The sequence below is a fragment of the Gemmatimonas sp. genome (genome assembly GCF_044344655.1).
Lineage (GTDB): Bacteria > Gemmatimonadota > Gemmatimonadetes > Gemmatimonadales > Gemmatimonadaceae > Gemmatimonas.
Genome location: NZ_JBIJCN010000047.1, coordinates 1 through 24,348, shown reverse-complemented (window position 1 = coordinate 24,348; position 24,348 = coordinate 1). Strand labels below are relative to the sequence as shown.

The 24,348-nt window shown below is 68.4% G+C and carries 18 protein-coding genes; 10 read left to right on the top strand and 8 right to left on the bottom strand.

Annotated features, from left to right (window positions below; all coding sequences use genetic code 11):
• The coding region (locus tag ACIQ51_RS11725; protein WP_396205233.1) for a TonB-dependent receptor domain-containing protein at positions 1 to 1,908 on the bottom strand (1,908 nt) is incomplete at its 3' end.
• A gap of 292 nt (positions 1,909 to 2,200) precedes the next feature.
• On the opposite strand from ACIQ51_RS11725, the gene ACIQ51_RS11720 reads away from it, so the two are divergent.
• Positions 2,201 to 3,409, top strand: coding sequence for a glycosyltransferase family 4 protein (locus ACIQ51_RS11720; protein ID WP_396205232.1), 1,209 nt, complete (start codon positions 2,201 to 2,203; stop codon positions 3,407 to 3,409).
• Here the strand turns inward: ACIQ51_RS11720 and ACIQ51_RS11715 are convergent.
• From ACIQ51_RS11715 to ACIQ51_RS11705, 3 genes are read right to left on the bottom strand one after another with little or no spacing between them, the layout of a single operon-like run.
• On the bottom strand, positions 3,348 to 4,550 hold the full coding sequence (locus tag ACIQ51_RS11715; RefSeq protein ID WP_396205231.1) for a glycosyltransferase family 4 protein: 1,203 nt from the start codon (positions 4,548 to 4,550) through the stop codon (positions 3,348 to 3,350). The genes ACIQ51_RS11720 and ACIQ51_RS11715 overlap by 62 nt on opposite strands.
• On the bottom strand, positions 4,547 to 5,803 hold the full coding sequence (locus ACIQ51_RS11710) for a glycosyltransferase (RefSeq protein ID WP_396205230.1): 1,257 nt from the start codon (positions 5,801 to 5,803) through the stop codon (positions 4,547 to 4,549). The genes ACIQ51_RS11715 and ACIQ51_RS11710 overlap by 4 nt, the downstream gene beginning before the upstream one ends.
• 4 nt (positions 5,804 to 5,807) lie before the next feature.
• Positions 5,808 to 6,323, bottom strand: a complete 516-nt coding sequence (locus tag ACIQ51_RS11705; RefSeq protein ID WP_396205229.1) for a phosphatase PAP2 family protein — start codon at positions 6,321 to 6,323, stop codon at positions 5,808 to 5,810.
• A 216-nt stretch (positions 6,324 to 6,539) separates the two neighbouring features.
• Here ACIQ51_RS11705 and ACIQ51_RS11700 point away from each other — a divergent pair, with 216 nt between their 5' ends.
• Complete coding sequence (locus ACIQ51_RS11700) at positions 6,540 to 9,866, top strand: WD40/YVTN/BNR-like repeat-containing protein (RefSeq protein ID WP_396205228.1); 3,327 nt, start codon at positions 6,540 to 6,542, stop codon at positions 9,864 to 9,866.
• Positions 9,867 to 9,903: 37 nt separating this feature from the next.
• Here ACIQ51_RS11700 and ACIQ51_RS11695 read toward each other — a convergent pair whose 3' ends face one another.
• The 3 genes from ACIQ51_RS11695 to ACIQ51_RS11685 are packed head-to-tail and all read right to left on the bottom strand — an operon-like array spanning position 9,904 to position 15,647.
• Positions 9,904 to 11,769: an ankyrin repeat domain-containing protein gene (locus tag ACIQ51_RS11695; protein ID WP_396205227.1), complete on the bottom strand. Its 1,866-nt coding sequence runs from the start codon at positions 11,767 to 11,769 to the stop codon at positions 9,904 to 9,906.
• A 43-nt stretch (positions 11,770 to 11,812) separates the two neighbouring features.
• A complete protein-coding gene (locus ACIQ51_RS11690; protein WP_396205225.1) occupies positions 11,813 to 13,204 on the bottom strand; it encodes a DUF1552 domain-containing protein in 1,392 nt (463 codons plus the stop codon).
• A gap of 7 nt (positions 13,205 to 13,211) precedes the next feature.
• Positions 13,212 to 15,647, bottom strand: coding sequence for a DUF1592 domain-containing protein (locus ACIQ51_RS11685; protein WP_396205224.1), 2,436 nt, complete (start codon positions 15,645 to 15,647; stop codon positions 13,212 to 13,214).
• Between the two features lie 373 nt (positions 15,648 to 16,020).
• On the opposite strand from ACIQ51_RS11685, the gene ACIQ51_RS11680 reads away from it, so the two are divergent.
• From ACIQ51_RS11680 to ACIQ51_RS11650, 7 genes are all read left to right on the top strand, one after another.
• A complete protein-coding gene (locus ACIQ51_RS11680; RefSeq protein ID WP_396205223.1) occupies positions 16,021 to 16,443 on the top strand; it encodes a hypothetical protein in 423 nt (140 codons plus the stop codon).
• A gap of 46 nt (positions 16,444 to 16,489) precedes the next feature.
• Positions 16,490 to 16,963, top strand: a complete 474-nt coding sequence (locus ACIQ51_RS11675; protein ID WP_396205222.1) for a hypothetical protein — start codon at positions 16,490 to 16,492, stop codon at positions 16,961 to 16,963.
• 8 nt (positions 16,964 to 16,971) lie between these two features.
• Positions 16,972 to 17,466: an L-2-amino-thiazoline-4-carboxylic acid hydrolase gene (locus tag ACIQ51_RS11670; RefSeq protein WP_396205221.1), complete on the top strand. Its 495-nt coding sequence runs from the start codon at positions 16,972 to 16,974 to the stop codon at positions 17,464 to 17,466.
• A 109-nt stretch (positions 17,467 to 17,575) separates the two neighbouring features.
• Positions 17,576 to 18,016 carry a hypothetical protein gene (locus ACIQ51_RS11665; RefSeq protein WP_396205220.1) on the top strand — a complete coding sequence of 147 codons (441 nt, stop codon included), beginning with the start codon at positions 17,576 to 17,578 and terminating at the stop codon, positions 18,014 to 18,016.
• A 45-nt stretch (positions 18,017 to 18,061) separates the two neighbouring features.
• The gene (locus tag ACIQ51_RS11660) at positions 18,062 to 18,907 is read left to right on the top strand and encodes a DUF1028 domain-containing protein (protein WP_396205219.1); all 846 of its coding nucleotides are present in this window, start codon (positions 18,062 to 18,064) and stop codon (positions 18,905 to 18,907) included.
• Between the two features lie 8 nt (positions 18,908 to 18,915).
• On the top strand, positions 18,916 to 19,566 hold the full coding sequence (locus ACIQ51_RS11655) for a YbhB/YbcL family Raf kinase inhibitor-like protein (RefSeq protein ID WP_396205218.1): 651 nt from the start codon (positions 18,916 to 18,918) through the stop codon (positions 19,564 to 19,566).
• Positions 19,567 to 19,716: 150 nt separating this feature from the next.
• On the top strand, positions 19,717 to 22,530 hold the full coding sequence (locus ACIQ51_RS11650) for a carboxypeptidase regulatory-like domain-containing protein (RefSeq protein ID WP_396205217.1): 2,814 nt from the start codon (positions 19,717 to 19,719) through the stop codon (positions 22,528 to 22,530).
• Between the two features lie 98 nt (positions 22,531 to 22,628).
• On the opposite strand, the gene ACIQ51_RS11645 is transcribed toward ACIQ51_RS11650, so the two are convergent.
• A complete protein-coding gene (locus ACIQ51_RS11645) occupies positions 22,629 to 23,936 on the bottom strand; it encodes an exo-beta-N-acetylmuramidase NamZ domain-containing protein (RefSeq protein WP_396205216.1) in 1,308 nt (435 codons plus the stop codon).
• 143 nt (positions 23,937 to 24,079) lie between these two features.
• Between ACIQ51_RS11645 and ACIQ51_RS11640 the strand changes: the two genes are divergently transcribed.
• The coding region (locus ACIQ51_RS11640) for an exo-beta-N-acetylmuramidase NamZ domain-containing protein (protein WP_396205215.1) at positions 24,080 to 24,348 on the top strand (269 nt) is incomplete at its 3' end.

Below are 24,348 nucleotides of genomic sequence, written 5' to 3'. Positions count from 1 at the left end.
GCCGAGGAGACGCGCTTCGCGGCTCGCTACCGGGAGCGTCTTGATATCAACCGGCAGGCCGTTCACGAAGGTCGTGGCCGTGGAGGTGAAGTAGCTCTGCTGGAGCGACGGGGCGCGGAAGCCGGTGGCCGCCGCACCACGGATGGCGAACTTGTCGGTCGGCGAGAAGCGCGTGGTCACCTTGCCGGTGGCCTTGCCGCCGAAGTCGCTGAAGTTTTCGACGCGCGCCGCGGTCCCCACGAGCCACTTCGACGTGAGATCCGTTTCGAGGTCGATGTAGGCGGCGGCCGCCGTCCGGCTCTGGTCGAGGGCATCCGCCGGCGAGAAGCCGGGGAACACCTGCGAGCCCACGAGCGCGATGGTGGTGTTGCCGGCCGCGTTGCGGACCGGGTTGCCGGTCGCGTCGAGCACCGGCACGCGGCCGTTGATGTACGACGCTTCTTCACCGGCCTGGATGGAATAGTTCTCCCACCGGAACTCGGCGCCGCTCGACACGCGCAGCGGCTTGCCGTTCAGGTCGAACTGGCGCGTGACATCCAAGTTCGTGAGCGCCTGGCCGAAGCCGAGCGTACCGGCGTCGAACACCCTGGGGCTATTCAGGCCCATGGAGGCGTTGTTCGAGTTGCTGATGATGAACTGGAAGGAGTTCGCGCCGTAGACCTGGCTGAGGTCCCAGTCCCATCCCTTCGCGGTACCCTTGGCGCCGCCACCGATCGCGATGTCGCCGATGTTGGATTCGATGTTGGGGAGGAAACCGTCGGGATACAGCTTGGAGACGACCTGCGTGGTCTGAATCGGGCGGCGGAAGAAGCCCGTGGAGCGGCCGTCGCGCACGCCGAAGGAGCCGAAGCCGTAGAGCTGGAGCTTGTCGTTCACGACCTGCGCCGCGTTGAACATGCCGACGAGGTCGGCGGTGGCGGCGTCGCCCGACCAGTGCGTGCGACGACGCGCCGTGGCTTCACGCGGGTCGCCGTTGGGATACTGCTGCCGCGGATCGTTGAACGTGCGGTTGGTCATGGCGCGGTTGCGCCACTCCACGCCGGCATGGAAGTACGAACCGTTGCCCCAGGAAAAGCCCTGGTCGGCGGTCGCCGTGGTGTTGGTGCCGTCGTTGAACTTGCCGAGGCCTTCCACGTTGGTGTTGAACTGCCCCGTCTGCACCGAGGCTCCACCGGCGCTCGCGCCCTTCAGGATGATGTTGATCACGCCGGCGATGGCGTCCGAGCCGTACTGCGCCGCGGCGCCGTCACGGAGAATTTCGATGCGGTCGATCATCGACGCCGGAATCGCGTTGATGTCGACGGCGGCCGTGCCGCGACCCACCGTGCCGTTGTTGTTGATCAGCGCGCTGGTGTAGCGGCGCTTGCCGTTGATCAGTACCAGCGTCTGGTCCGGTGCGAGGCCGCGCAGTGTGGCGGGACGCACGTGGTCGGTGCCGTCGGCAACCGCCGGACGCGGGAAGTTGAAGGAGGGCGCCGCTGCCTGCAGCATCTGCGCCGTTTCCACGCGACCGGTGGCCTTGAGATCGGCCGTGTTGATCACGTCGACGGGCACGGGGCTCTTCACGAGGGTGCGCTCACCACCGCGCGACCCGGTCACGGCCACCGCTTCCAGCTGGGTCGTGGACTTCTCGAGCGTGAAGTTCGACGTGACCTTGCCGCCTGCGGTGACGGTCACGCTGGCGGTCTTACCGGCGTAGCCGAGCATGCGCACACGCAGTTCGTAGGTGCCGGCGCGGAGCGAGAAGCGGTACGTACCGTCGGCGCGCGTGATGCCGCCGACCTGCAGCCCCACCACACCGACCGACGCACCCTGCAGCGCCTCGCCGGACCCGCCGACGGTCACCTTGCCTTCGACCGTACCGGTTGCCTGCGCCCCGAGGACCGGCGCACCGACTGTCATTGCCATGCTGCCTACGACTACAGCGAGACCAGCTTGAACCATCGACCTGCAGAAAACACGTAGCATGCGGGAACTCTCCGTGAGGGAAACGGCACCACCAAGCGGATCAGCGGGCACGCTAACTTCCCATCCGGAGGGCCGAACCGCAACAGACGGATCACAAGGCGCCCGGGTGCGGTAACCAGACGACCGGACTCCGCTTATCGCTGGGCCACGGTTCCGGCCGAGGTCCCTCCACCGTTACGCACTGGATGCGGACAGGTGATCGCGGTGTGACCAACGCGAGGGATCGTGACGCATGCGTATCCTTTTCTGCACCGACACGTTCCCGCCGCAACTCAACGGCGTGAGCGTGGTGACGGCCGCCATGGTGACGGGGTTACGGTCCCGGGGCTGGGAGTGCGGGGTAATGGCACCGGCGTACGGCCCGGCGTACAGCCCGGCCGCGCGGTCGGTGCGCCCGGAGCCCACGATGATCCCACACTTCCCGGTGCGCGCGTGGTCGTGGCCGCCCTACCCCGAGGTGCGGCTGGCGTGGCCGTCGCGACAGCGCGTGGGCGCCCTGATGGACACCTTCCGCCCCGACGTGGTCCATTGCGCCACGGAGCTGCTCGTGGGGCGTGCCGGGCTGCTCGAGGCGACCGCCCGTGGTATTCCGGTGTGCACCACCTACCATACCGACTTCTCACGGTACTGCGACGCCTACGGTGTGCCGTTTCTGCGGCCGCTCGTGCGGCGCTGGATCGCCCGCTTTCATCGCCGGGCAACACGGACGCTTGTGCCGTCTCCCACCGCCCAGCGTGATCTGAGCACGCTCCGCGTGACGGGCACCCACGTTTGGGGCGGGGGCATCGACGCGGAGCAGTTCCATCCGCGCCACTATTCGCTGCTCACCCGCCACCGTTACGCGCTCGGATCTGCGTTCACCTTCCTGTTCGTGGGGCGCCTCGCGCCTGAGAAGAACGTGGAGCTCCTCCTCGACGCCTTCGCGCGCCTGCAGATGGCGAGGCCCACGCACCCGGTACGACTCCTGATTGCCGGCACCGGTCCCAGTGAGGCCGCCCTGCGAGCGCGTGCCGGGGCCGGCGTCACCTTCCTCGGCGCGGTGGATCGCGCCACTGACCTACCGGCCCTATACGCCAGCACCGATGCCTTCGTGTTCGCCTCGGCAACCGAAACGCTGGGGCTCGTCCTGCTGGAAGCGATGGCGTCCGGTCTCCCGGTCATCGCCTGTCAGGCCGGTGGCGTGGCGGATTACCTGGAGGACGAGCGCAACGGCCTCGCCTTCGCGCCGGGCCACGTGGACGGCTGCGTGCGCGCGATGACGCGGGTGATGGAGGATGAGTCGCTGCGCGAGCGAGTGCGGAGCGGCGCACGCACTACCGCCGACGCGATGTCGTGCACCCGCGAACTCGATCGGCTCGATGCGATGCTGCGCGACCTCGTTACGTCGCCCGTATCGGATCCGACTCGGCGCGACCGCTGGCGGCTGCTGCCTGCAACGTGAGGTAATCGGCGAACAAGGCATCCCACACGGCGCGCCAGGAGCGCGTCCCGGCGTGGGCCAGTGCTTCCTCGCGCATCGCACGCAGGGCGATCCGGTCGTCGGCCAGTGCGATCAGGCGCTCGGCGAAGGCCTCGGGGGCATCGGCGGGCGCAACCCACCCGCGACCGGGGAGCAGCGTTTCACGGGTCGGGCCCACGTCGGCGCCGATGACTGGGGTTCCCGATGCCATCGCCTCGAGGATCACGTTGCCGAACGTGTCGGTGGTGCTGGGAAAGAGGAGGACATCGCTGCTGGCGTACGCCTCGCCGAGTGCCTGCCCCTCGAGGCGACCGGTGAACGTGGATCCACGCGGTGCCGCCGCCCGGGCTTCGTGGTCGGAGGGGCCATCGCCGACGACGACCAGGCGGAACCGGTCCGGCCGAGCCTCCATGGCAAGGCGCACGGCATCGAGGGCCACCGACACCCCCTTCTCCGGTGCAAGCCGACCCACGTAGGCCGCCACGATCATGTCATCGCTGGCCCCCGCGTTCGCACGAAACGCCGACGAGCGGAACCGCGGCGAAAAGCGCGTAGTGTCCACGCCGCGCGACCACACGGCGCATCGCTCGAAACCGTGCGCCTCCACCTCCTGCACGATGGCCCGGGTAGGGCAGTACGTGCGAAGGCCACCGTTGTGGAACCACCGCAGGAATGCCCACCCGGGAGCGGCAAGGGCTCCCAGGCCGTAGTGCGCGGCATACGCCGTGAAGCTGGTGTGGTACGACGACACGAACGGGACGCCAAGCCGTCGGGCCGCGCGGCGACCGGCGAGTCCCACGCCGAATTCCGTGGCCGCGTGGATGATCGTGGGGCGAAACGCCTGTAGGCGCGTGATCACGTCGCGCGACGAGGGCCAGGCCAGCTGCAACTGTGGATACGCCCAGAACGGTCGGCCGCGGTAGCGGACCACCCCGGCCCCAGCGTCCGCGTCGCGATCGGTGGTGGTGAAGACCAGGACCTCTCCACCGCGTTCGCGTAGCGCCTGCACCAGCCGCTCGAGCGTGCGCGCCACGCCGTTAACCTGCGGCGCGTAGGTATCGGTGAATAGCGCCAGTCGCACCCCGACCATCGATCGCGCTGGAGGCAGTGTGTCGTGGCTCATGGCTGCGAGGCGAGAATCTGACGATACACGGTGAAGAGACGGTCAAACACCGTACGCCACTCGTGCTCCGAGGCAGCGAAGGCATGCGCCCGGGCGCCGAGGTGCGCCAGATCGTCATCGAACAGCGACACAGCCGCCAGGGTGGCCGACGCTGCGGAGCCGGCGTCGTAGGTTCGGCCAGCGCCACTTCGGGCCACATGCTCGGCGACAGCACCGCGCCCGGCCGACAGTACGGGGGTGCCACAGGCCATCGCCTCGACGGCTGACAGTCCGAACGTTTCTGCCGGACCGGGCGCCACGTACACATCGGCCGCGGCCAGCAGATCCGCCAGCGCCGCGCGATCATGCATGAACGGGAGGAAATACACCCGGTCAGCATACGCGTGGGCACGCAACCGCGCCTCATCAGGGCCGGCTCCCACGAGCACCAGGCGCGCGCCGCAGGCTGCCTCCACCTGTGCCCACGCGTCGAGGATCACGTGCAGTTCCTTCTCGCGCGCGAAGCGGCCGGCAAAGAGCGCCAGCGGTGCATCCGGGAGCCCCAGCCTGGCGCGGACCTCCGCACCGTACGCGCGACGGCTGGGCGAGAAGGTGCCGAGGTCTACGCCGAGCGGAACGTGCGCGACGCGCGAGATGCCGTGGGCCTGCAGATCGCGGGCGCCGCCTGCTGTGGCCACGATGGTCATGGCGCAGCGACGCTCGAGCCAGCGCAGGTATTGCCACGCCGCCCCTGCGACACGCCGTCGGACCCCACCGGCGGTGGGGAAATTGCGCGACAGCACGCCGGCCACGTCGGTGTGGTGATAACAGACCATGGGAATGCCGAGGTCGCGCGTGGCGTGCGACACGATCCACGGTACCACGAACGGACTGCCCACCTCGATGATGTCGGGGCGCTCGTGCCGTACGATACGCGAGACTGAGCGCGTGGCGAGCATGAAGCGATACGGACGATGGCGCGGAATGGGCGGCCCCTCCAAACGCACGAAGCGCACCCCGGACTGGTCCTCGATGGCGTCCTGCTGCCCGGGGACCACGATGGTGTGGCGCAAGTCCGGGCGCGCGGCCACGTAGCGCGCCTTCTCCATGAGGTACGTACGGATGCCACCGCTCGTCTCGCCGAACCACTCGGTGGCATCGAGCACGCCCAGTGCGGCGTCGTCGCGCAGGCGGGGGGGCAGCGGGGACCGGCCCGCCCGGAACGTCGCGCGATCCGGTGCCATGGGCACCGGAACCGCCAGCCTGATTGTCATGCCGTTAGCCCAGCAGCGGATACGCCGTGATGAGGGCGATCAGCTGACCCACGAGCACGTCGCCCGGATAGTGGACGCCGAGCATCACGCGCGAGAAGCCCACCAGCATGGCCAGTATCAGCAGTGGCAGGGCGAGGACGGGGAACGCCGACGCGAATCCCACGGCGACCGCCATCGCGGCACACGAATGGCCGCTGGGGAAGGAAAAGCGGTCCGGGACCTGCACGAGTGACTCGAGCGCGAGCTTCTCGGTGGGACGCGGGCGGCCCACGGTGCGCTTCACGAGCTGGACTGCAAGGTGCGACCAGCCAAGGAGGAGCAGCGTGCTCCACACCTGGTGCCCCTGTACCGGCGGCAGGAGGAGCGCCGCCATGGTCAGACCGATACTGGCGCGCGCACCACCGAGGTGTGTGATGACCGACCAGAAGACGCGTTGCACCCCGCTGCACGTGGGTGTCAGGCAGAGGCGGGCGAAGATGGCGCGGTCGCTGGCGTCGAGGCGCTGCAGAAAGGGGCTCATGGACCGCAAATGTTCATGCGCCCCGTGACGGGCCCGTGTCGGTCGCGCAACGCCGACGTAAAGCAATGATCTCGCTGGTGTGACGAAGGCCGACGGATCCGCCTGCCGTCGTCCGGCCCCGAACGATGCGCACCCCTCTAGCGAGTGGGGCACCCCGCGGGTGAATTAGGGGAGGCCTCTCGCTCCTGTACTCCGCCACCCTCTCCCCTCCCTCCCATGCTGTATCGACGCCCATTCGGGGCCGCTGCGTTCGCCCCCGGTGCGCTGATCGCGGCCCTCGCGGTCATCCCCCTGTCCCCCCTCGCCGGGTCGGCGCAGACGGCCCGGTCGGCCACCACGTCGCAGCCCGCAGCCGCGATGCCAACGCCGCCCGAGCTGCTCCGCAGCCTGGAGTGGCGCAGCGTGGGTCCGGCCAACAACGCCGGTCGCATTTCGGTGGTGGTGGGCGTGCCAGGGGATCCGCTCACGTACTACGTGGCCGGTGCCAATGGCGGCATCATCAAGACCACGAACGGCGGCACGACCTTCACCTCGATCTTCGATGAGCAGAGTGCGGGATCCATCGGCGCGATCGCGATCGCGCCCAGTGATCCCAACATCGTGTACGTCGGCACCGGTGAGGGGAACCCGCGCAACAACGCGTCGATCGGCGACGGTATGTACAAGTCGGTCGATGGTGGCGCGCACTGGACGAAGATCGGCCTCGAGAAGAGTGACAAGATCGCGCGCCTGATCGTGGACGGACGCAACGCCGACATCGTGTACGCCTGCGTGCTGGGGCGCGAGTGGGGGCCCAACGAGGAGCGCGGCGTGTACAAGACCACCGACGGCGGCGCGAGCTGGCGCAGGGTGCTCTACCTCGATGCGCAGACCGCCTGCTCCGATATCTCCGCGGATCCCAACAACAGCAACGTGCTGTACGCGGGCATGTACACCTACCGTCGGTGGGCGTGGTACCTCGCGTCGGGCTCGGGCAACACGTCGGTGTGGAAGTCGGTCAACGGCGGCCAGACGTGGGAACGCCTCTCCGGTCCCGACAAGCTGAACGGCCTGCCACGCAAGGCGATGGACCGCATCGGCGTGGCGGTGGCGCCAAGCGATCCCGACATCGTGTACGTGATCAGCGAAACGAAGGACGAGGGGGAACTGTGGCGCAGCGACGATGCCGGGCGCACGTGGCGCACGGTGAACCGCGATCCCAACATCAACTTCCGCCCCTTCTACTACGCGGACATCCGCGTGGACCCGAAGAATCCCAACCGCGTGTTCACCCTCTCGGGTGGGCTCTACTTCTCCGATGACGGTGGGCGCACCTTCGCCACGATTGCCCGGGACGTGCACGGCGACCACCAGGCCATGTGGATCGATCCGGTCGATCCGCGCTACATCCTGAGCGGCAGCGATGGTGGCTGGCAGGTGAGCCGCGATGGCGGCAAGAACTGGGACGTGGTGAACACGTTCGCGTTCACGCAGTTCTACCACATCAACTACGACATGCAGCAGCCGTACCGGGTGTGCGGCGGCCTGCAGGACAACGGCAACTGGTGCGGCCCCAGCAACTCCCTTTCGGGGCAGGGCATCCGCGCCGCTGACTGGCACAACATCTCCGGCGGTGACGGCTTCTTCGCGCTGCCGGTGCTCGACAAGCCGTGGCTGATCTACAGCGACTCGCAGGGCGGCATGCTCAACCTCACGGATGTGCGGAGCGGCGTGCAGAAGACGATCTACCCGTATCCCAACCGCGTGGGCTCGGTGGGCGATGCGATGATCGGCCACAAGTACCGCTTCAACTGGAACTCGCCGATCACCCTCTCGCCGCAGAACCCGGGTGTGGTGTACTTCGGCGGCAATGTGGTGTTCCGCTCCCGCAACTACGGCCTGAGCTGGGACGTGATCTCGCCGGATCTCACAACCAACGACCCGAAGAAGCAGCAGTCGAGCGGTGGTGAGATCGTGACCGACAACACGGCGGCGGAATTTCACTCCACGCTGCTGAGCATCGCGCCCTCACCGCTTGACTCCACTGTGATCTGGACGGCGTCGGACGATGGCCTGGTGCACGTGACGCGCGACGGCGGCAAGACGTGGACGAAGACGTTCACCAGCGTGCCGGGGCTGGCCCCGAATGCGTGGCTCGCCACCATCGAGGCGAGTCACTTCGACAAGGGCACCGCGTACGTGACCGCCGATCATCATCAGGACGACGACTACCGCCCGTACGTCTACATGACCACCGATTTCGGGGCCACGTGGAAGAGCATCCGCGGCGACCTCCCCGACAAGGCGTGGTGGACGCACGTGATTCGCGAGGATCCGAAGAACCGGAACCTCCTCTATCTCGGTACGGAGGCCGGGGTGTACGCCAGCTGGGACCAGGGCGCCCACTGGCACTCCCTGCGGGGGGCGCTGCCGGTGACGCCGGTGCGTGACCTGCTGGTCCATCCGCGTGAGAACGATCTGCTGATCGGCACGCATGGTCGCGGGCTCTATATCCTCGATGACATCACGCCGCTGCAGCAGCTCGCGCAGACCACGGCGTCGTCGGCGGCGCTCTTCGATATCCGCCCGGCCATCAAGTGGACCTCGTGGAACCGCGACGGCAACCTCGGGCAGCGCAAGTATGCCGGCCAGAACCCGCCGGCCGGCGCGATCATTTCCTATTGGCTCAAGCAGCAGCCGGTGGGCGAGGTGAACATCGAGGTGGCCGACGCGGGTGGCCGTGTGGTGCGTCGCTTCCGCCGCGTGCCCGACAACGCGGGGGTGAACCGTCTGGCCTGGGATCTGCGCGAAGAGGCCGCCCCGGGCGCGGGCGGCGGCGGGCGCGGTAACCGTGGGGCGCCAGAAGCGGCGGCGCCGACCGACACGTCACTCACGGGCCTTCGTGAGCGCCGCCGTGCCGCTGCGCTCGTGCGTGGGGCCGGCGGGGAGGCGGGCGAGGAGAGCTTCTTCGGCCCGGCCTCCGCATCGGTGGTCCCCGGCACCTATCAGGTCACGCTGATCGTGGACGGGCAGCGCATCACCAAACCCGTGCAGGTGAGCAACGACCCGCGCATCGAGATGACCGCCACGCAGGTGGCGGAGCAGTTCGAGTCGGCGAAGGCGATCGAGGGCACTCAGGTGCGCATCGCGCGCGTCATCGCCGGGGTGGATGATCTCTCGCGTCAGCTCACCGCGGTGCAGACGGCGGTGCGCAGCGCGACCGGCCTGACCAACGGGGCCGCCGCGCTCGCGGAGATCGGCAGCACGCTCCGTGACCTGCGCCACTTCCGTGATTCCGTGCTGGCCCGGCCGCTGGCTGGCCTCGGCTACCGCCAGTACCCGCGCCTGCGCGAAGAGGCGCAGACGATCAGCGGGATGATCGCTCGCCCGCAGTGGCCCGTCACCGCCGGCGAGAAGCTGCGCAGCGGCGAGCTCAAGGTGGAGACCGACGATGCGCAGGGGCGGCTCGATGCGGTCATCCGCGACCGGATCGGCAAGATCAATGAGCTGCTGAAGGGCTCCCCCCACATCATCACGCCGGGAGCGGGGCGGATCGTGCCGTAGGGCCGGTCCCTCTCAGTCCCCCACCCGCTGCATCAGCCTAACAGCTGATGCAGCGGTGGTTGTTCTTCGCGCCGAGGCCTTCCAGCAGCGCGATCGTTTCGGGATACGGCGAGGTGCGCTGCACGGGGCCGTTGGCCATGTCCACGGTGGTCTGGCCCGAGCGCGCCACGGCCTTGGGGTCAGCCCCCTTCGACACGAGGTAGCGGATCATCTCGTTGTCACCGCGGGCGGCGGCGTGATGGAGCGGCGTGTAGCCGGCGAAGTCGCGCGCGTTCACGTCGGCGCCGAGCTCCTCGACGAGGAACTTCACCGTCGGCATCCAGCCGCCGGTGACGTGGCGGTGATCGTTGGCGGCGAAGCCGGTGCCGTATCCCACACCGGCGGCGGCGTGAATGGCCATGATGCCGAGCCCACCCGGCGGGACCGGCGGCAATCCCGACGGATCCTCGCTGGTCGGTGCGGCGGCGCCGGGCCGACGGGCACGTGCCGGCGGCCGAATGGTGCCGATCTTTGGATCGGCACCGGCGGCCAGCAGCATCTTCATGGCCGCCGTGTCGGTGGCGTAGGCGGCGCGCAGGAACGGAGTGGCGCCGTTGAAGTCCACGCCAAGGTTGTCGCGATTGTACGTAGTGTACCAGAGCGAGCGTGACAGGCGCGCGTTCACGTTGGCGCCCGCCTTGACGAGCGCGGCCATCACGTCGAGGTACGTGGCGCGCTGCTGCAGCTGGAACGCTGGCTGCGGCGTGCGGGTGCTGGGGGCCCACTCCTTGTTGAGGATCGCGAACAGCGGCACCGCCCCGGCGTCACTCGCGAGGTTGGGATTGGCGCCACGGGCCACGAGGCGCATGGTCAGGTCGTAGTGCCCGTTGATGGCGGCCATCAGCAGGGGGCTGGTCTTATCGCCGGCGCTCACCTGGTTGATGTCGGCGCCGCCGTCGAGCAGCGCTATCGATGTTTCGATCTCGCCCTCACGCACCGCGAGCAACAGCGCGGTCAGCCCGCCCTGTACGCCCAGCAGCTCATTGTACGCTGGATTGTCGTCATCGAGGCCTCGGCCACCCTGGGCGGCCAGGCGGGCCTCCTCGGCGGCCGTGGCGGCCCGTACGCCGGCAATCGCTTCGCCCGTGGCCGACGCGTCTTCGACCACGCGCGACGCCTTCACTGCCGCCTGCACCTGTTCGGGGGTGGGGAGCCAGTTGGTGTTATTGGCCTGCCCCTGCTTCGCGCGGAGCTCCTGCAGCGTCGCGTCGCGTCGCATCTTGGCCTGCCGGTCCTGCGCGGCGCTCGCCATGATATCCATCGTGCGCGCCGTGCGGCGCGGATCGGCACCTGCCGTGAGCAGTAGACGGACCGCGTCGGTCCGCCCCTTGGCCGCTGCGACCATGAGCGGCGTCTGCTGCCACCCAGGCTCCACCGCGTTCACGTCGGCCCCGGCCTTGATGAGCATCGTGATGACCTGCGGCACGCCAGCGACCGCGGCCAGATGCAACGGCGAGACGCCGTCGGTGGTCAGCGCGCGCGGACTGGCCTTCGCGACCAGCAGCAGGCGCACCACGCCGGCCGCACCATTCTCACTCGCCACGTGGAGCGGCTGATACCCGCCTACGCGCGTGACGGCTTGCACAGTCGCTCGCGCCCGGAGCAGCACACCAGCCAGCGTGGAGTCACCGCGCTGCGCCGCCCAGTGCAGCGCCGTCATGCCATCGGCCTGAGGCGCGTTCGCATCGGCTCCCTTGGCCAGCAGCGCGCGCACGGCGACCACATCGCCCTGCATCGCCGCATCGGCGATTGGCGCCACGGCGGGGGAGACGATCGCGCGCGAGACGGCCGCGCCCGTGACCGGTGCCATCCACGGCAGCGGCATCGCCACCACCGTGCCAGGGAGCAGCACCAACGGCGCCATGCGCCACAGCCTCCGTGCCTCCATCACTCCGTGCCTCCGTCGATCAGAAAGAGAATGCGCCGGTGCTGTCACCAAACGTGTGCAGGTCGTCCATGCCCATCCGATGCATGAGCGAGAGCATCACGTTGGCCATCGGCGTACCGTCTGGCGCCTTGAGGTGCTGGTTGCCCGAGGCGATGCCGTGACCGCCGCCCAGCAGAATGAGCGGGCAGCGACGATGGTTGTGCGTGTTGCTGTCCGACATGGGCGACCCGTAGATGATCGTCGTTTTGTCGAGCAGCGACGCGTCGCCATCCATCGTGGTCTTCAGCTTGTCGAGCAGATAGGGGAGCAGGCTGACGTGGTACTTGTTGATCTCCGCGAATTCCTTCACGCGCGCCGGGTTGTTGCCGTGGTGCGACGCGGGATGGAAGCCGGTCATGACGCCGCTGTCGGGATAGACGCGCGCTGACGCGTCGCGCCCCAGCTTGAAGGAGAATACGCGTGTCATATCGGCCTGCAGGGCCAGCACCTGCAGATCGAACATGAGCTTCACGTGATCGCCGAAGTTGTCGGGTACGCCCGCGGGCGCGCCGGCCAGCTCGCGCTCCTCCCCCGAGGCATTGCGCTTCTCCACCTGCTGAATGCGCCGCTCGATCTCGCGGATGTGTTCGAGGTACTGATCCATGCGCTGCCGGTCGGCGGCCCCCAGCTCGCGGTTGAGCTGGGCCACACGCCCCGTGATCCAGTCGAGGATGCTCCCTGTACTGCGGTTGCGCATGGCGCGTTCTTCGGGCGTGCCACCGGCGCCGAAGAGCTGCTCGAACGCCACGCGTGGATCGCGGATCATGGGCAGCGGCTCAGTGGGCGACGCCCAGCTGATCGAGTCGGTGTACATGCACGAGTACCCGTACGCGCAGCCACCGGCGCGATCCAGCGGCTCGATGCACAGCTGCATGCTGGGGATCGGCGTGGCCTGTCCGAAACGCTGCGCGTACATCTGATCGAGCGACGTGCCTGCAAAGATGTCGGACCCTTCCGTCTGCGTGGGGTGCGACTGTGTGAGAAACACGGCGCTCGAACGGAAATGGTCGCCGCCGATCTCCTCCGGCCTGTACGCCTCGGCCATGCGCACATCGGTATTGCTGATGATCGTGAGATACTGGCGCCACGACTCGAGCGGCGAGAGCGACGTCTTGCTCAGATCGAAGCTGCTGCCGGTAGTGGGCGGTGCCCACAGATGCTCCGTGAGTCCGAACGGTGCGCAGCCGGCGGCGCCGTGCACCATCTCGAGCGCGAGCAGTCGCGTGGGATTCGCCGCCCGGAGCGCCGAGGCCCGCGCGGAGCGGGAGAGCGCGGCCGGCGTCATCGCGTCGAGATAGGGGAGCGCGATCATCGTGCTCATCCCCTTCAGGAAGGTGCGGCGGTCGAGCGGCGTGCGGATCACGTTGGCCATGACGGTCTCAGCGAGCGGGAGCCGCGCCGTTGGCGCCGCTCTCCACGGTGGTAGTCGACTCGAACTTCTGCATGCGGAAGGCGGGGCTGCGCACCACGCCGAGGATGTACGCGCTCAGGCGATGCTGCTGCGCGGTGGCATCGCGCACGATGCGGCGTACGCTTGGCATGTCGCGCGCGTCCATGCGCCGCCCCACGGCGTACGCCATGAGATTGCGCGTGAAGGTGCGCAGCAGCGCATCCTCGCGGCGCAGGAGCGCCGCCTGAAGCTCCGGCGCGGTGTTGACCACCGTGCCGTCCCACAGGTCACCCTTGGAGTCGATGGGCATTCCGTTGTCGCGGCGACGGAGCTTGCCGGTGGCATCGTACTGCTCGAGGGCGAGACCGATCGGGTCCATCATCTTGTGACAGCTGGCACAGGCCGGGCTCTTGCGGTGCTGCTCCATGCGCTCGCGCACGGTGAGCGGGCGGCCGCCGTTGTCGCCTGGTGTGGCCTCGAGATCGGGCACGCCGGGTGGCGGCGGCGGCGGCGGGCTGTTGAGCAGCACCTCCATCACCCACTTGCCGCGATCCACCGCCGAGGTGCGGGTGGCGTGCGAGGTGAGCGTGAGAATGCTCGCGTGCGAGAGCAGGCCGCGACGCATCGTGGTGTCGGGATAGCGCACCCGGCGGAAGGCCGGGCCCACCACACCGCGCATCCCGTAGTGCTGCGCCAGCTGTTCGTTCACGAAGGTGTAATCGGCACGATAGAGATCCAGCACCGGCCGGTCACGGCGTACGAGGTCGTCGAAGAACAGCTCCGTTTCGCGACGCATCCCGTTCTTGAGCTGCTCGTCGAAATCCGGGTACTGCCGGATGTCCGGCGTCACCACGTCGAGATCGGGGAGGCGCAGCCACTGCGCGGCAAAGCGCGTGGACAGGGACTGCGCGCGCGGGTCGGCGAGCATGCGCTGCACTTCGCGCTCGAGGCCTCCCGGCTTCGACAGCAGGCCGCGCGTGGCGGCGTCGAGCAGCGGCTGGTCGGGGGGCGCCGACCAGAGAAAGAAGGACAGGCGCGAGGCAAGATCGAGATCGCGCAGCGCATACACCGTACCCGGGGCCACGCTGCTCGGGGCCCGCTCAAAGCGGAACACAAAATCCGGACTGGCGAGGATGCCCTCGAGCGCCAGGCGAATGCCCTGCTCGAAGCTGCCGCCACTCTTCCGGCCGGCGTCGTACAGCGCCAGGAGTCCGCCTCGATCCTCATTGGTGAGCGGTCGGCGATAGGCCTGCGTACCGAGCCGCGTGATGATCGACTGCGCGCACGGACGCTCGCCGGCCTCCGTTGTCGGCCGGCAGCTGAAGAGGCGACGGCGGATGTGCGTATCGCTCACCCCCGTCGGCGTGAACGGGCCCGTGATGGACAGTTCGCGCAGATGCGGCAGCAGCGAGAAGCCGTAGGCGACCGCGTTCGATGTGCTGTTGAGCGAGTACTTGAGGGGCGAGACGAGATCCTGCACGACGCCCTGAAAGCGCGGCGGGACGAAGGCCGCTGACACCTTGTGTGGGCCCGCCGTCACGCGCACCGGCGCCGCGGCCTGCGCCACGCCATTCGGATCGCTGGCGTGCATGAAGCGATCGATCTCGATCAGCGCGACCCGCTCCCCATCGACCGCGATCTCGAGCGCTTCACCGCGCGCGAGGCCGCCGGCAAAGGCACCCGTGGTCTCGTGAAAGAAGTTCGCGCCGAAGCGATAGTCGCCGTCGGCCGGGAAGGTGTGGGTGACTACCATGCCGCCGCGCGTGCCGTAGGGCGTGCCCTCCACGTGCGCCGTCTGCGACGCCATCTTGGGCATCGTGTAAATCGCCGAGCTGGCGCTCGCCTTCGCGTTGCCCACCGCGAGCCAGCTGATGTCGCCGGCGGCGCGCAGGTACGCGCTCAGTAGCGTGGGGGAGAGCGCCTGCACATCGGCGATGTTGTCGAAATTGTCGCTCTTCGTATCAGCCGGGAGGTAATTCGACGCATCCACGTCGAGCCCCAGCAGCTGCTTCACCGCCGACTGATACTCGGCGCGATTCAAGCGCTGGAAGGTGCGGCGCCCCGGGTCGGGAGCGAGGGCATCGGCGGAGTCGATGCGCGTCTCCAGTTCCAGCACCAGAGCGTCGAGGGTGTCCCCCTTGGGGCGCGGCGAGCCCACCGGCGGCATCATCCCCGTGCGCAGCTTGGCGATCATGCGCTCGGCCACATCGGCGCGCGCAAACGGCGACCCTACATCGAAACCGCCCAGCGTGAGATTTCCACGCTTCATCGTGTCGTTGTGGCATCGGCCGCAGTACTGCTTCACCACCCCGTTGAGCGCGGCGGGGGCCATGCGCGCCGTGGGGTGCGCTCGGCGTGGCAACACCGCATGCGTGGCGCCGGCCGCACGGTCTGACGCTGCCGGCCGCCGGAGCGGGCGGGTCACGGGCCGTGAGGGAGGGAGAACTGCGGGCGGGACGACTGCGGGAGCAGTCACTGCAGCGCGAAGCGTGGGACGCACATCGCCGGGGGCAGGGGACAGCAGGGCGACGGACAGCGTCACAGCCAGCGCGGACATCGTCTTCATGCCGTACCTCGGGTACGTGAAACCACGAAGGACTTCTCGACGGAACGCGCAACAGGGAGAAGGTGCGTCTGCGCGGGACGACTGGCAAGCGAAGCGGCGCCGCCACCACCGTCGGCGCTTGCTTCGGGCTTGTTTCGGAAACACGGCCACGGCAGGGCTCCGCATTTGACGTTCCTGCCGCCGGGGAACAGGTTCACCATGGTCCGCTCCGCCCTCCTTCCGCTCGCCTCCGATGCGCCGACTGTCCACGGCTCTTGCTCTCGCTGCTGCCGGCCTCGTGCTCGCGGCGCCCACCTCCCTGGTGGCCCAGCCTCCCGCTGGCGCCGGAACGGGCGCCGGAACGGGTGCCGGAACGGGTGCCGGAACGGGTGCCGTCGCCGACTCTACGACTCAGCTGATCGAGACCTACGTGCGGGCCCACCTGGCGCTCGCCGCCGTCCGCGACAAGGAACAGGCCGAACTGGCGGAGCCGCGCAGCAAGAAGGCCGAGGTGCAGGCGGAGATCCGCCAGCGCTATCGCGGGCTCCGCGCCGAGGCGCTCAAGGGCGCGGGATACACCGAGGCCCAGTTCACCGCCGTCACGAAGCGGATCAGCACCGACGACGCGTTGCGCGGAAAGTTCGAAGGGGCGCTCGCCAGGCCCGTCGCGCGCTGAGCCCCGCCGCGCTCGCGCGGTCGTCTGCGGCGCGGTATCGTGCAGCATGCGCCTTCCTCTCCGTCGTCCGGCCCGTCTGCTCCTGCTGGTCCTGCCGCTGAGCGGCACGCTGGGGTGCTATCGCTATCACGCGGTGGTGACCATCTCCGTGCCGGCGGGTGCCGAGGTACGGCTGCTGTTCAGCGAGGAGGGCGCGCGTCTCCTGCGTGACGCGGCTGGCCTGGAGCTGCGTCAACTTGACGGGCGCGTGGTTCGCCCCCTCGCCGACACGGCGATGATGGTGAAGCCCGATCTGGTCATCACGCGAGACGGCGACGAACTCTCGTGGAAGCGTGGTGACCTCACCATCCCGCTGCGGGCGATCGACCGGTCGCAGGAACGCCGTATCGACAAGCGACGCTCGGGGGGCTTCGCGGCGGCGATCGCGGCGGCTTTCTCCGGCGTAGTGTATTTCGCGCTCAAGAGCATCAGCAGTGGCGGGGGCAGCACCGTGCAGCCCGGCCCAGGTGCCCCCGAATAATCGACTCCATGAGCCTTCCCACCGATGCTGAGCTGAATGCGATCGGCGTATTGCGCCGGAGGCTGATCGAGGCACGCGTGATCGCGCCGCTGCTCGACGCGATGAGCGCCGAGTTTGGCGCGGAGCGGGTGCGCACCATTGCGCGCGACGTGATCGTGCGGCTGGCGCAGGAGCAGGGCGCGCAGCTCGCCGACAGTGTGGGGGGCTGCTCTCTGGCCCACTTCGCGGGCACCCTCGAGCGGTGGACGGCCGACGACGCGCTGCGCATCGACGTGCTGGAGCAGAGCGGCGAGCGCTTCGACTTCAACGTGACGCGTTGCCGGTACGCCGAGATGTACCGCGAACTGGGGATCCCCGAGCTCGGGGCGGTCCTGTCGTGCAACCGCGATGCCGCGCTGATCGAGGGGTTCAACGGCGAGGTCGAGTTCAGCCGCACCCAGACCATCATGGGCGGCGCCTCACACTGCGACTTCCGCTACACCCTCCGGCGCGCGGGCCCGTAGCCGCACGTCACGCGGTATGTCCGCCGGATACGTTGTCCATGGCTGCTCCGTTCGACCATAGTATCGTGCCGCGGCTCGCGGGCCGCATCAACCACAGACAGGCGGATCGATGTACGGGTTTCTGATTGCAGCGCACAACGTGTTGGCCTGGCTCGTCCTCGGCGTGGGCGCCATGGTGCTCGTCAAGGGAGCCACGCGAAAGGGCGCGTGGGACGCCGGCGACAGCTCGTGGGTGCGTCGCCTCACGCTGCTCGTGCATCTGCAGCTGGTGGCGGGGCTCGCCCTCTGGTTCGTGAGTCCGACCGTGGCGCTGGCGCGCGCCACGATGGGCGAGACCATGAAGGACAGTGCACTGCGCCGCCTCGTGGTGGAGCACCCCACGCTCATGATTGCGGCGGTGATCGTGGCCACCATCACCAGTGTGCGGGTGCGCAAGGCGGAGCCGGCCACCGTGAAGAGCACGCGCGCGCTGGTCGGCGCCGCGATCACGCTCGTGCTGGTGGCAGCGGTGATTCCGTGGGCGCGCCTGGTTACGAGCTGGACCACCTGACCGTCCGCCTATCCCCCCGCCTATCCCCCTCCCGAGGCGATGCCCATGCGCTGGCTCCATTCCGTGTTGTTCTCCCTCGTGCTGTTCGCCGGGCTGCCCGCCACGGCGCATGCCACCTGGTCGGTGATCGCCGTCGACATGGCCACGGGGCGCGTGGTGATCGCTTCGGCCACCTGCGTGGATCGCGACGATGCGTTCCTCATGGGCGTGCAGGCCGTGGTCGTCCCCGGTAAGGGCGTGGCCGCCTGTCAGGCCGGGGTCGATGGCACGCACGCCAATCAGATGCTCGTGTACCGCGAACTGCAGAAGGGGACCGATCCGGCACGCATCATCGAGATGCTCTCGGCCGATCCGGCCTTCCAGTCGCGGCAGTTCGGCATCGTGGATCTGCAGGGACGTCATGCGGGCCATTCAGGGCTCGCCAACGGCTACGTGACGCAGGACATGCAGGGACAGGTGCCGGGCACGCAGATCTACTACTCGATCCAGGGCAACATCCTGCGCACCGGCGACGTGATTCCGAATGCCGTCCGCGCCTTCCTGCACACCAATGGGGCACTCACCGATCGGGTCATGGCGGCGCTCGAAACGGCCGACCAATACGGCGGTGACAGTCGCTGTGTGTGCCCACCGCTCCCCAGCGACAACGCGAAGCCGGCCATCCCCTGCGAGGGACGCACGGCCTACATCGCCTACATCCTCATGGCCAATCGCAGCGACACCAACGGGGACTCGCACAACAACGGCACGTACGCCATGTATCTCACGGTGGCGCAGCCGGACCAGCCGGGCCCCAACGCCATCAAGCCGGGGGAGAACCTCAATCCCGTAAAGACGCTGCGCGCGCGCTACACCGTGTGGCGTCGCGCGCAACCGGCGTCGTTCAAGTGAGACGGCCAATGATCACGTCGATGACCGGTTCCATGGCCGGCGTGGCGCTCACGGTGCTGGCGTGTTTCCCGGGCGCTGCGAGCGGGCAGGCGGTGGCGGGCGGCGCGGGCACTCCAGCCGCCGCGCCCGTGGCCCAGCCACCGCGCGCGCCGGCGCGCACGCCGCTGCGGGTGCTGTCGCTCACGGCGTCGTTCGCCGATGGCGGCATGATTCCGGCGCGCCATGCGCAGACCGGCCGCGATGTGTCACCGGCGCTCTCGTGGCGCGGCGCCCCCGATTCGGTGCGCAGCTATGTGCTGCTCGTGCACGACGCCGATGCGGCGCTGGCCGATGGCATCGACGACACGCTGCACTGGCTCGTGTGGAACATCCCCGGTACCGCCACGTCGCTGCCGGAGGGGATTGGCAGCGGGGCACAACAGGCGAACGGCATGCGCCAGATCAGTGTGAGTGGGCCCTACTATCGCGGCCCCGCTGCGCCGCCCACAGGCCCAGCGCATCACTACCTGTTCGAGTTGTATGCCCTCGACACGATGCTCAGCGTCCCCGCGACCGGCCTGTCATCGGCAGCCACGCGCGAAGCGGTCGTGCGCGCGATGACCGGCCATGTCCGGGCGAAGGGCGTGCTGGTGGGGCTCTACCAACGACCCGCCCCCTGAGCGTACGGCGCAAAGCGCGCCGAGCGCAGCGCGCCGAGCGCAGCGCGGCGGGCTGCGCCGGACATGATTGCTGGTCGCGGTGTGGCACGCGCTCTATACTCACGCTGTTCGTCCCGTTCGACTCACCACCTCCCCACCAAAGGATTCCCCATGTTGCGACCGACTCTCCGACGGTTGCTCGTCGCGGCGTCTGCTGCGGGCCTCGCGGCCTCGCCGGCCGCTGCCCAGAATACCATCACTCTCGAGGGGGCCGTGCGCGCCGACGGCGCGCCGGTGCAGGGCGCGCAGATCACCGTGCGCAACACCGCCACGGCCGAAGCGCAGCGTGCCACCACGCGTGCCAACGGCGAGTTCCGCGTGCTTGGCCTCTACTCCGGCCAGTACACGGTCAACGTGAAGGCCCTCGGCTTCCGCCAGCGGACCGACACCGTGAATCTCGTGCAGGGACAGCGGGCGCGCCTCGAGTTCGATCTCGAGAAGGGCGCCGCTGAACTCGATGCGCAGACGATCACCGCCGAGCGCGTGAAGCAGGTCGAAGTGCAGCGCATGTCGGTGTCGGCGCCGGTGGTGAAGGAAGAAATCGAAAATCTGCCCTTCAACTCGCGCGGCATCATGAACCTTGCCGGCATTGCGCCGGGCATCAAGACGTACGCGCCGCAGTCGGGGCGCACGCTGCCGTCGGGTGGCGCGGCGCCGGATCTCCGGTTCTTCAACGTCTACATGGACGGCGTGGAAATGAAGAGCCTCTTCAACGGCAACATCGTGGGGCTCGGACAGACCGGATCGCCGCTGCCGCAGGAAGGGCTGGAGAACTTCCGCGTGTACCTCAATCCCTACGACGCGGAGTTCACGCGCGCGGGCTCGTACGTGATCAGCGCCGAAAGCAAGCGCGGCACCAACGAGTGGAAGGGCTCGGCCTTCGGGTTCCTGCAGAACAAGTCGATGCTGGCGAAGAACGCCTTCCAGACCGCCGTGCCCAACTTCGGGCGCGAGCAGCTGGGCTTCAACATTGCGGGCCCGCTCAAGAAGGACAAACTGTTCCTCGCTACGAGCTACGAGCTCACGAACACGGACTTCTTCCTCGACGTGAACCCCACCACGGCCGCGGCGAACACCCGCTGGCCGGCCGAGCGTGGCGCGTTCCTGGCCCCCAACAAGAACCACACGCTCTTCTCGCGCCTCACCTACGTGCAGAGCCCGCGGGTGACGTACGACTTCATGGGCTCCACCCGCTTCCTGCGCGGTGAGGGCAACTTCGGTGGACGCGTGTCGCAGGACGGCGGCATCTCGCAGAAGTACGAGATCTACACGGCCCAGCTACGTCAGAAGTTCGTCTCCGCCAGCGGCAATCTCGTGAACGAAGCGTCGCTGCAGTTCGTGGGCTGGAACCACAACGAGGCGCCGCTACTCCCCGGGCCGCAGCGCAACTATCCGGGCGTCCAGTTCGGCACGTCGGGCTTCCCGCTGATCCTGCAGGAAAACCACTTCCGCGCGGTGAACCGGGCCACGTACAACCTCGAGAAGGCCGGCTCGCACATCATCAAGGCCGGCGTCGAGCTGAGCACCATCGGCGCACTGCAGAACCAGCCGAACAACACGAACGGCACGTTCACGTACAACGTCGATGATCCCGCCGCGCTGCCCGTCTCGGCCACGATCGCCGTGGGCTTCACGGACCCGAACGGCACGTCGGACGCCATTGCGCGCGCCCGCGGCTACACGACGGGCTTCTACATCAACGACGAGTGGCGCATCAAGCCGAATTTCACGTTGTCGCTGGGGCTCCGGCACGACGCGGAAATCAACACGATGAACAACAGCTACACGACGCCGTGGGCGAGTGATCCGGTGCTGACCAGCATCGCCGAGCTGCGTCCGTACATCAACAGCGGCAACCGCAAGAACCAACTGGGCAACTTCTCGCCGCGCGTGTCGTTCTCGTGGGATCCGTTCAAGGACAACCGCACTTTCGTGCGCGGTGGTTTCGGCATCATCTACGACCGCGTGACGAGCTTCATGGGCTTCCAGGAGCGTCGCAACTCCACGTGGCGGACCTACACGTTCGCCAATCCGGGAACGAGCGACCCGGCGGTGCTGCGTCAGCGGGTGATTGCCGGCGCCTCGGCGGCCCTCTCGCCGATCCTGATGGACAACGACATGAAGACGCCGCACTCGAAGCAGATGTCGCTCGGCGTGGGCCATCAGCTCACGTCCGAGCTGGGGTTCAATGTCGACTACGTGCGGCAGAACATGGAGAACCTGTACGTCCAGCGGAATCCGAACTACCTCGATCGCACCGTCACGCCGGCGCGCCGCAAGCTCACGCCCGCCTTCGGCGATATCCTGATCTGGGATGACATCGGCCGGTCGAACTACTCGTCGGTGCTCGTGCAGGCCACGTGGCAGCGCCGCAAGGCCCGCGTGAACCTCGGCTACACGCTGGGCTGGTATCAGGGCGACTTCGATACGGCGGCCCTGCCGAACTTCGCGTACCCGTTCCTCTTCAACCGTCAGCGCACCACGGGTGACGAGCGCCATCGCATCGCGCTCTCGCACATCGTGCCGCTGCCGTTTGGGTTCACGTTCTCCGGCGTGACCACGATCGCGAGCCCGCGTCCGTTCCTCACCACCGACGGCCGCGATATCAATCTCAATAACATTCTCGGCGACGACTTCCCGGGCGGCACGGTGAGCTCCACCGGCAACCGGACCACGCTGCCTGCGAATGCGTGGCCGAACTGGTACCGCACCGTCGATATCCGCCTGGCGCGCCCGATCCTGAACTGGAACGGCAAGAAGGTGAGTGTGTCGGCGGAAGCGTTCAACCTGTTCAACTGGCGCAACAACCTCACCTTCGGCAATCAGCAGTTCACGGCCGCGGGTGCGCCGCAGTCCACCTTCGGCGTGCCGCTCTCGGCGTTCGCGGCGAGAATGGGACAGGTCGGCATGCGCCTCGACTGGTAACGGGTGGAAAGAGCTGAGCCCGGATCGCCGTGAGAGGTGATCCGGGCTCACTTCTTCCTTCGCCGACGCCCCCGAACCGCTGGGCGCTCAGCGCTCCCTCACCGGTAGAGCAGGTAGGGCTTCACCAGGTTCGCGAAGCGGGCCGCCTCCGCGTTCCACTGCGCGATCAGCGCGTCCACCGTCCCGTCGTCTACGGCGCGCGTGAGCTGGTCCGTGCCGGCCAGCCGGTCGATGCCCTTGATGCGCCCCGCCGCGTTCACGCTCGGCTCGCGCCACGCGAACTCCTTCGGGTGCGCAGCCTTGAAGGCGCGCAGCATGCGGATGCCCAGTTCCACCGGGCGGACCGCGTTCCGGTCGGTCACGCTCACCTTGATCATCGGAATGGTCTTGCCGCCGAACTTGTAGCCCGCTTCAATCGTGCGGGTGGCGGTGTCGAACCGCACGCCGGGCAGCGCGAGCGCGTTGAGCGAGGCGGCCACCGCCACGTGGTCGGTGAGGTAATCGGCGCCGATCAGCTGGAAGGGCGCATCGGTGCCGCGTCCTTCCGTGGCGTTCGTGCCTTCGAAAAAGACCGTGCCGGGGTACAGCAGTTCGGCGTCGAGCGTACGCAGGTTGGGTGACGGGTTCACCCGCGGTAGGCCGGTCTGATCGTACCACATGCTGCGACGGTAGTTCTGCATCGGCACCACCGTGACCTGCGCATCCAGGGCCTTCGTGCCCACGAGGTACTGCATCAGCTCACCCACGGTGAGGCCGTAGCGCAGCGCTACGGCGTGCTGCCCCACGAGCGACCGGAACCTGAGATCGAGGATGTTCCCCTCGAAGCGGTCGGCGCGAATGGGATTGGGGCGATCGAGCACGATGATCGGCTTCTTCGCCGCGGCGGCCGTGAGGGCCAGCGTCCACTGATAGGTGTACACGCGCGCGCCCACGTCCTGGATGTCGTACACCAGTACGTCGACGTCCTTCAGCATGTCGGGGGTGGGTGTCTCCACCGCGCCGTACAGCGAGTAGACTTTCACGCCCGTCTTCGCGTCCACGGCGTTGGCGATCTTCTCCCCGGCCTTCGCCTCGCCGCGAATGCCGTGTTCGGGGCCATACAGCGCGGTGAGCGTTACGCCGGGCGCCGTGTGCAGCAGGTCCACCGTGCTGGTGCCGGCGCGGTCGCGCCCAGAGTGGTTGGTCAGCAGCCCCACGCGCTTCCCCTTCACCAGATGCAGGGAATCGCGCAGCAGCACCTCGATGCCGGGCATCACGCGACCCTGCGTGGCCGCCGCCGTTCCCGGCTGGGCGCGCAGCGGAGCGGGGGCGGGTACGGTGACCGCGAGGAGCGCTGCCGCACCGAACAGGCGAACGGCGGACGACGCGCGATGTCGGCGGGGGCGTGGAAACAGGGGCCGAGGCATGGCAGGGGAGGGAAGAGGGTGGGCCGGCACGATACCCGGTGGCCGGCAGCAGCAGCGGCGCCCGTGTTCGGCATACGGATATACTACCGAAGTACACGCGGCGGGCGACCGCGACGATCACGCGGTCTCGTTCCCCCACTCCCATGCGCCAGCCTGCCGATGGACCGCTGCAGTTCGGTGTGGACCGGCTTCTCGCCGATCCGGCGCTGTGGCGCGCCTGGACGCGGGTGGGGCTCGTTACCAACGATGCGGCGAGACTCGCGCAGGCGCCGGCACAGCGCAGCCGCGTGGCCCTGCGCGGTGCCGGCGTGCCGATCGTGCGGCTGTTCGGACCCGAGCATGGGCTTGGGGCGACCGCGGATGATGGCGCGGTGGTGCACGACGGGGTGGACGCGGCCACCACCCTGCCCGT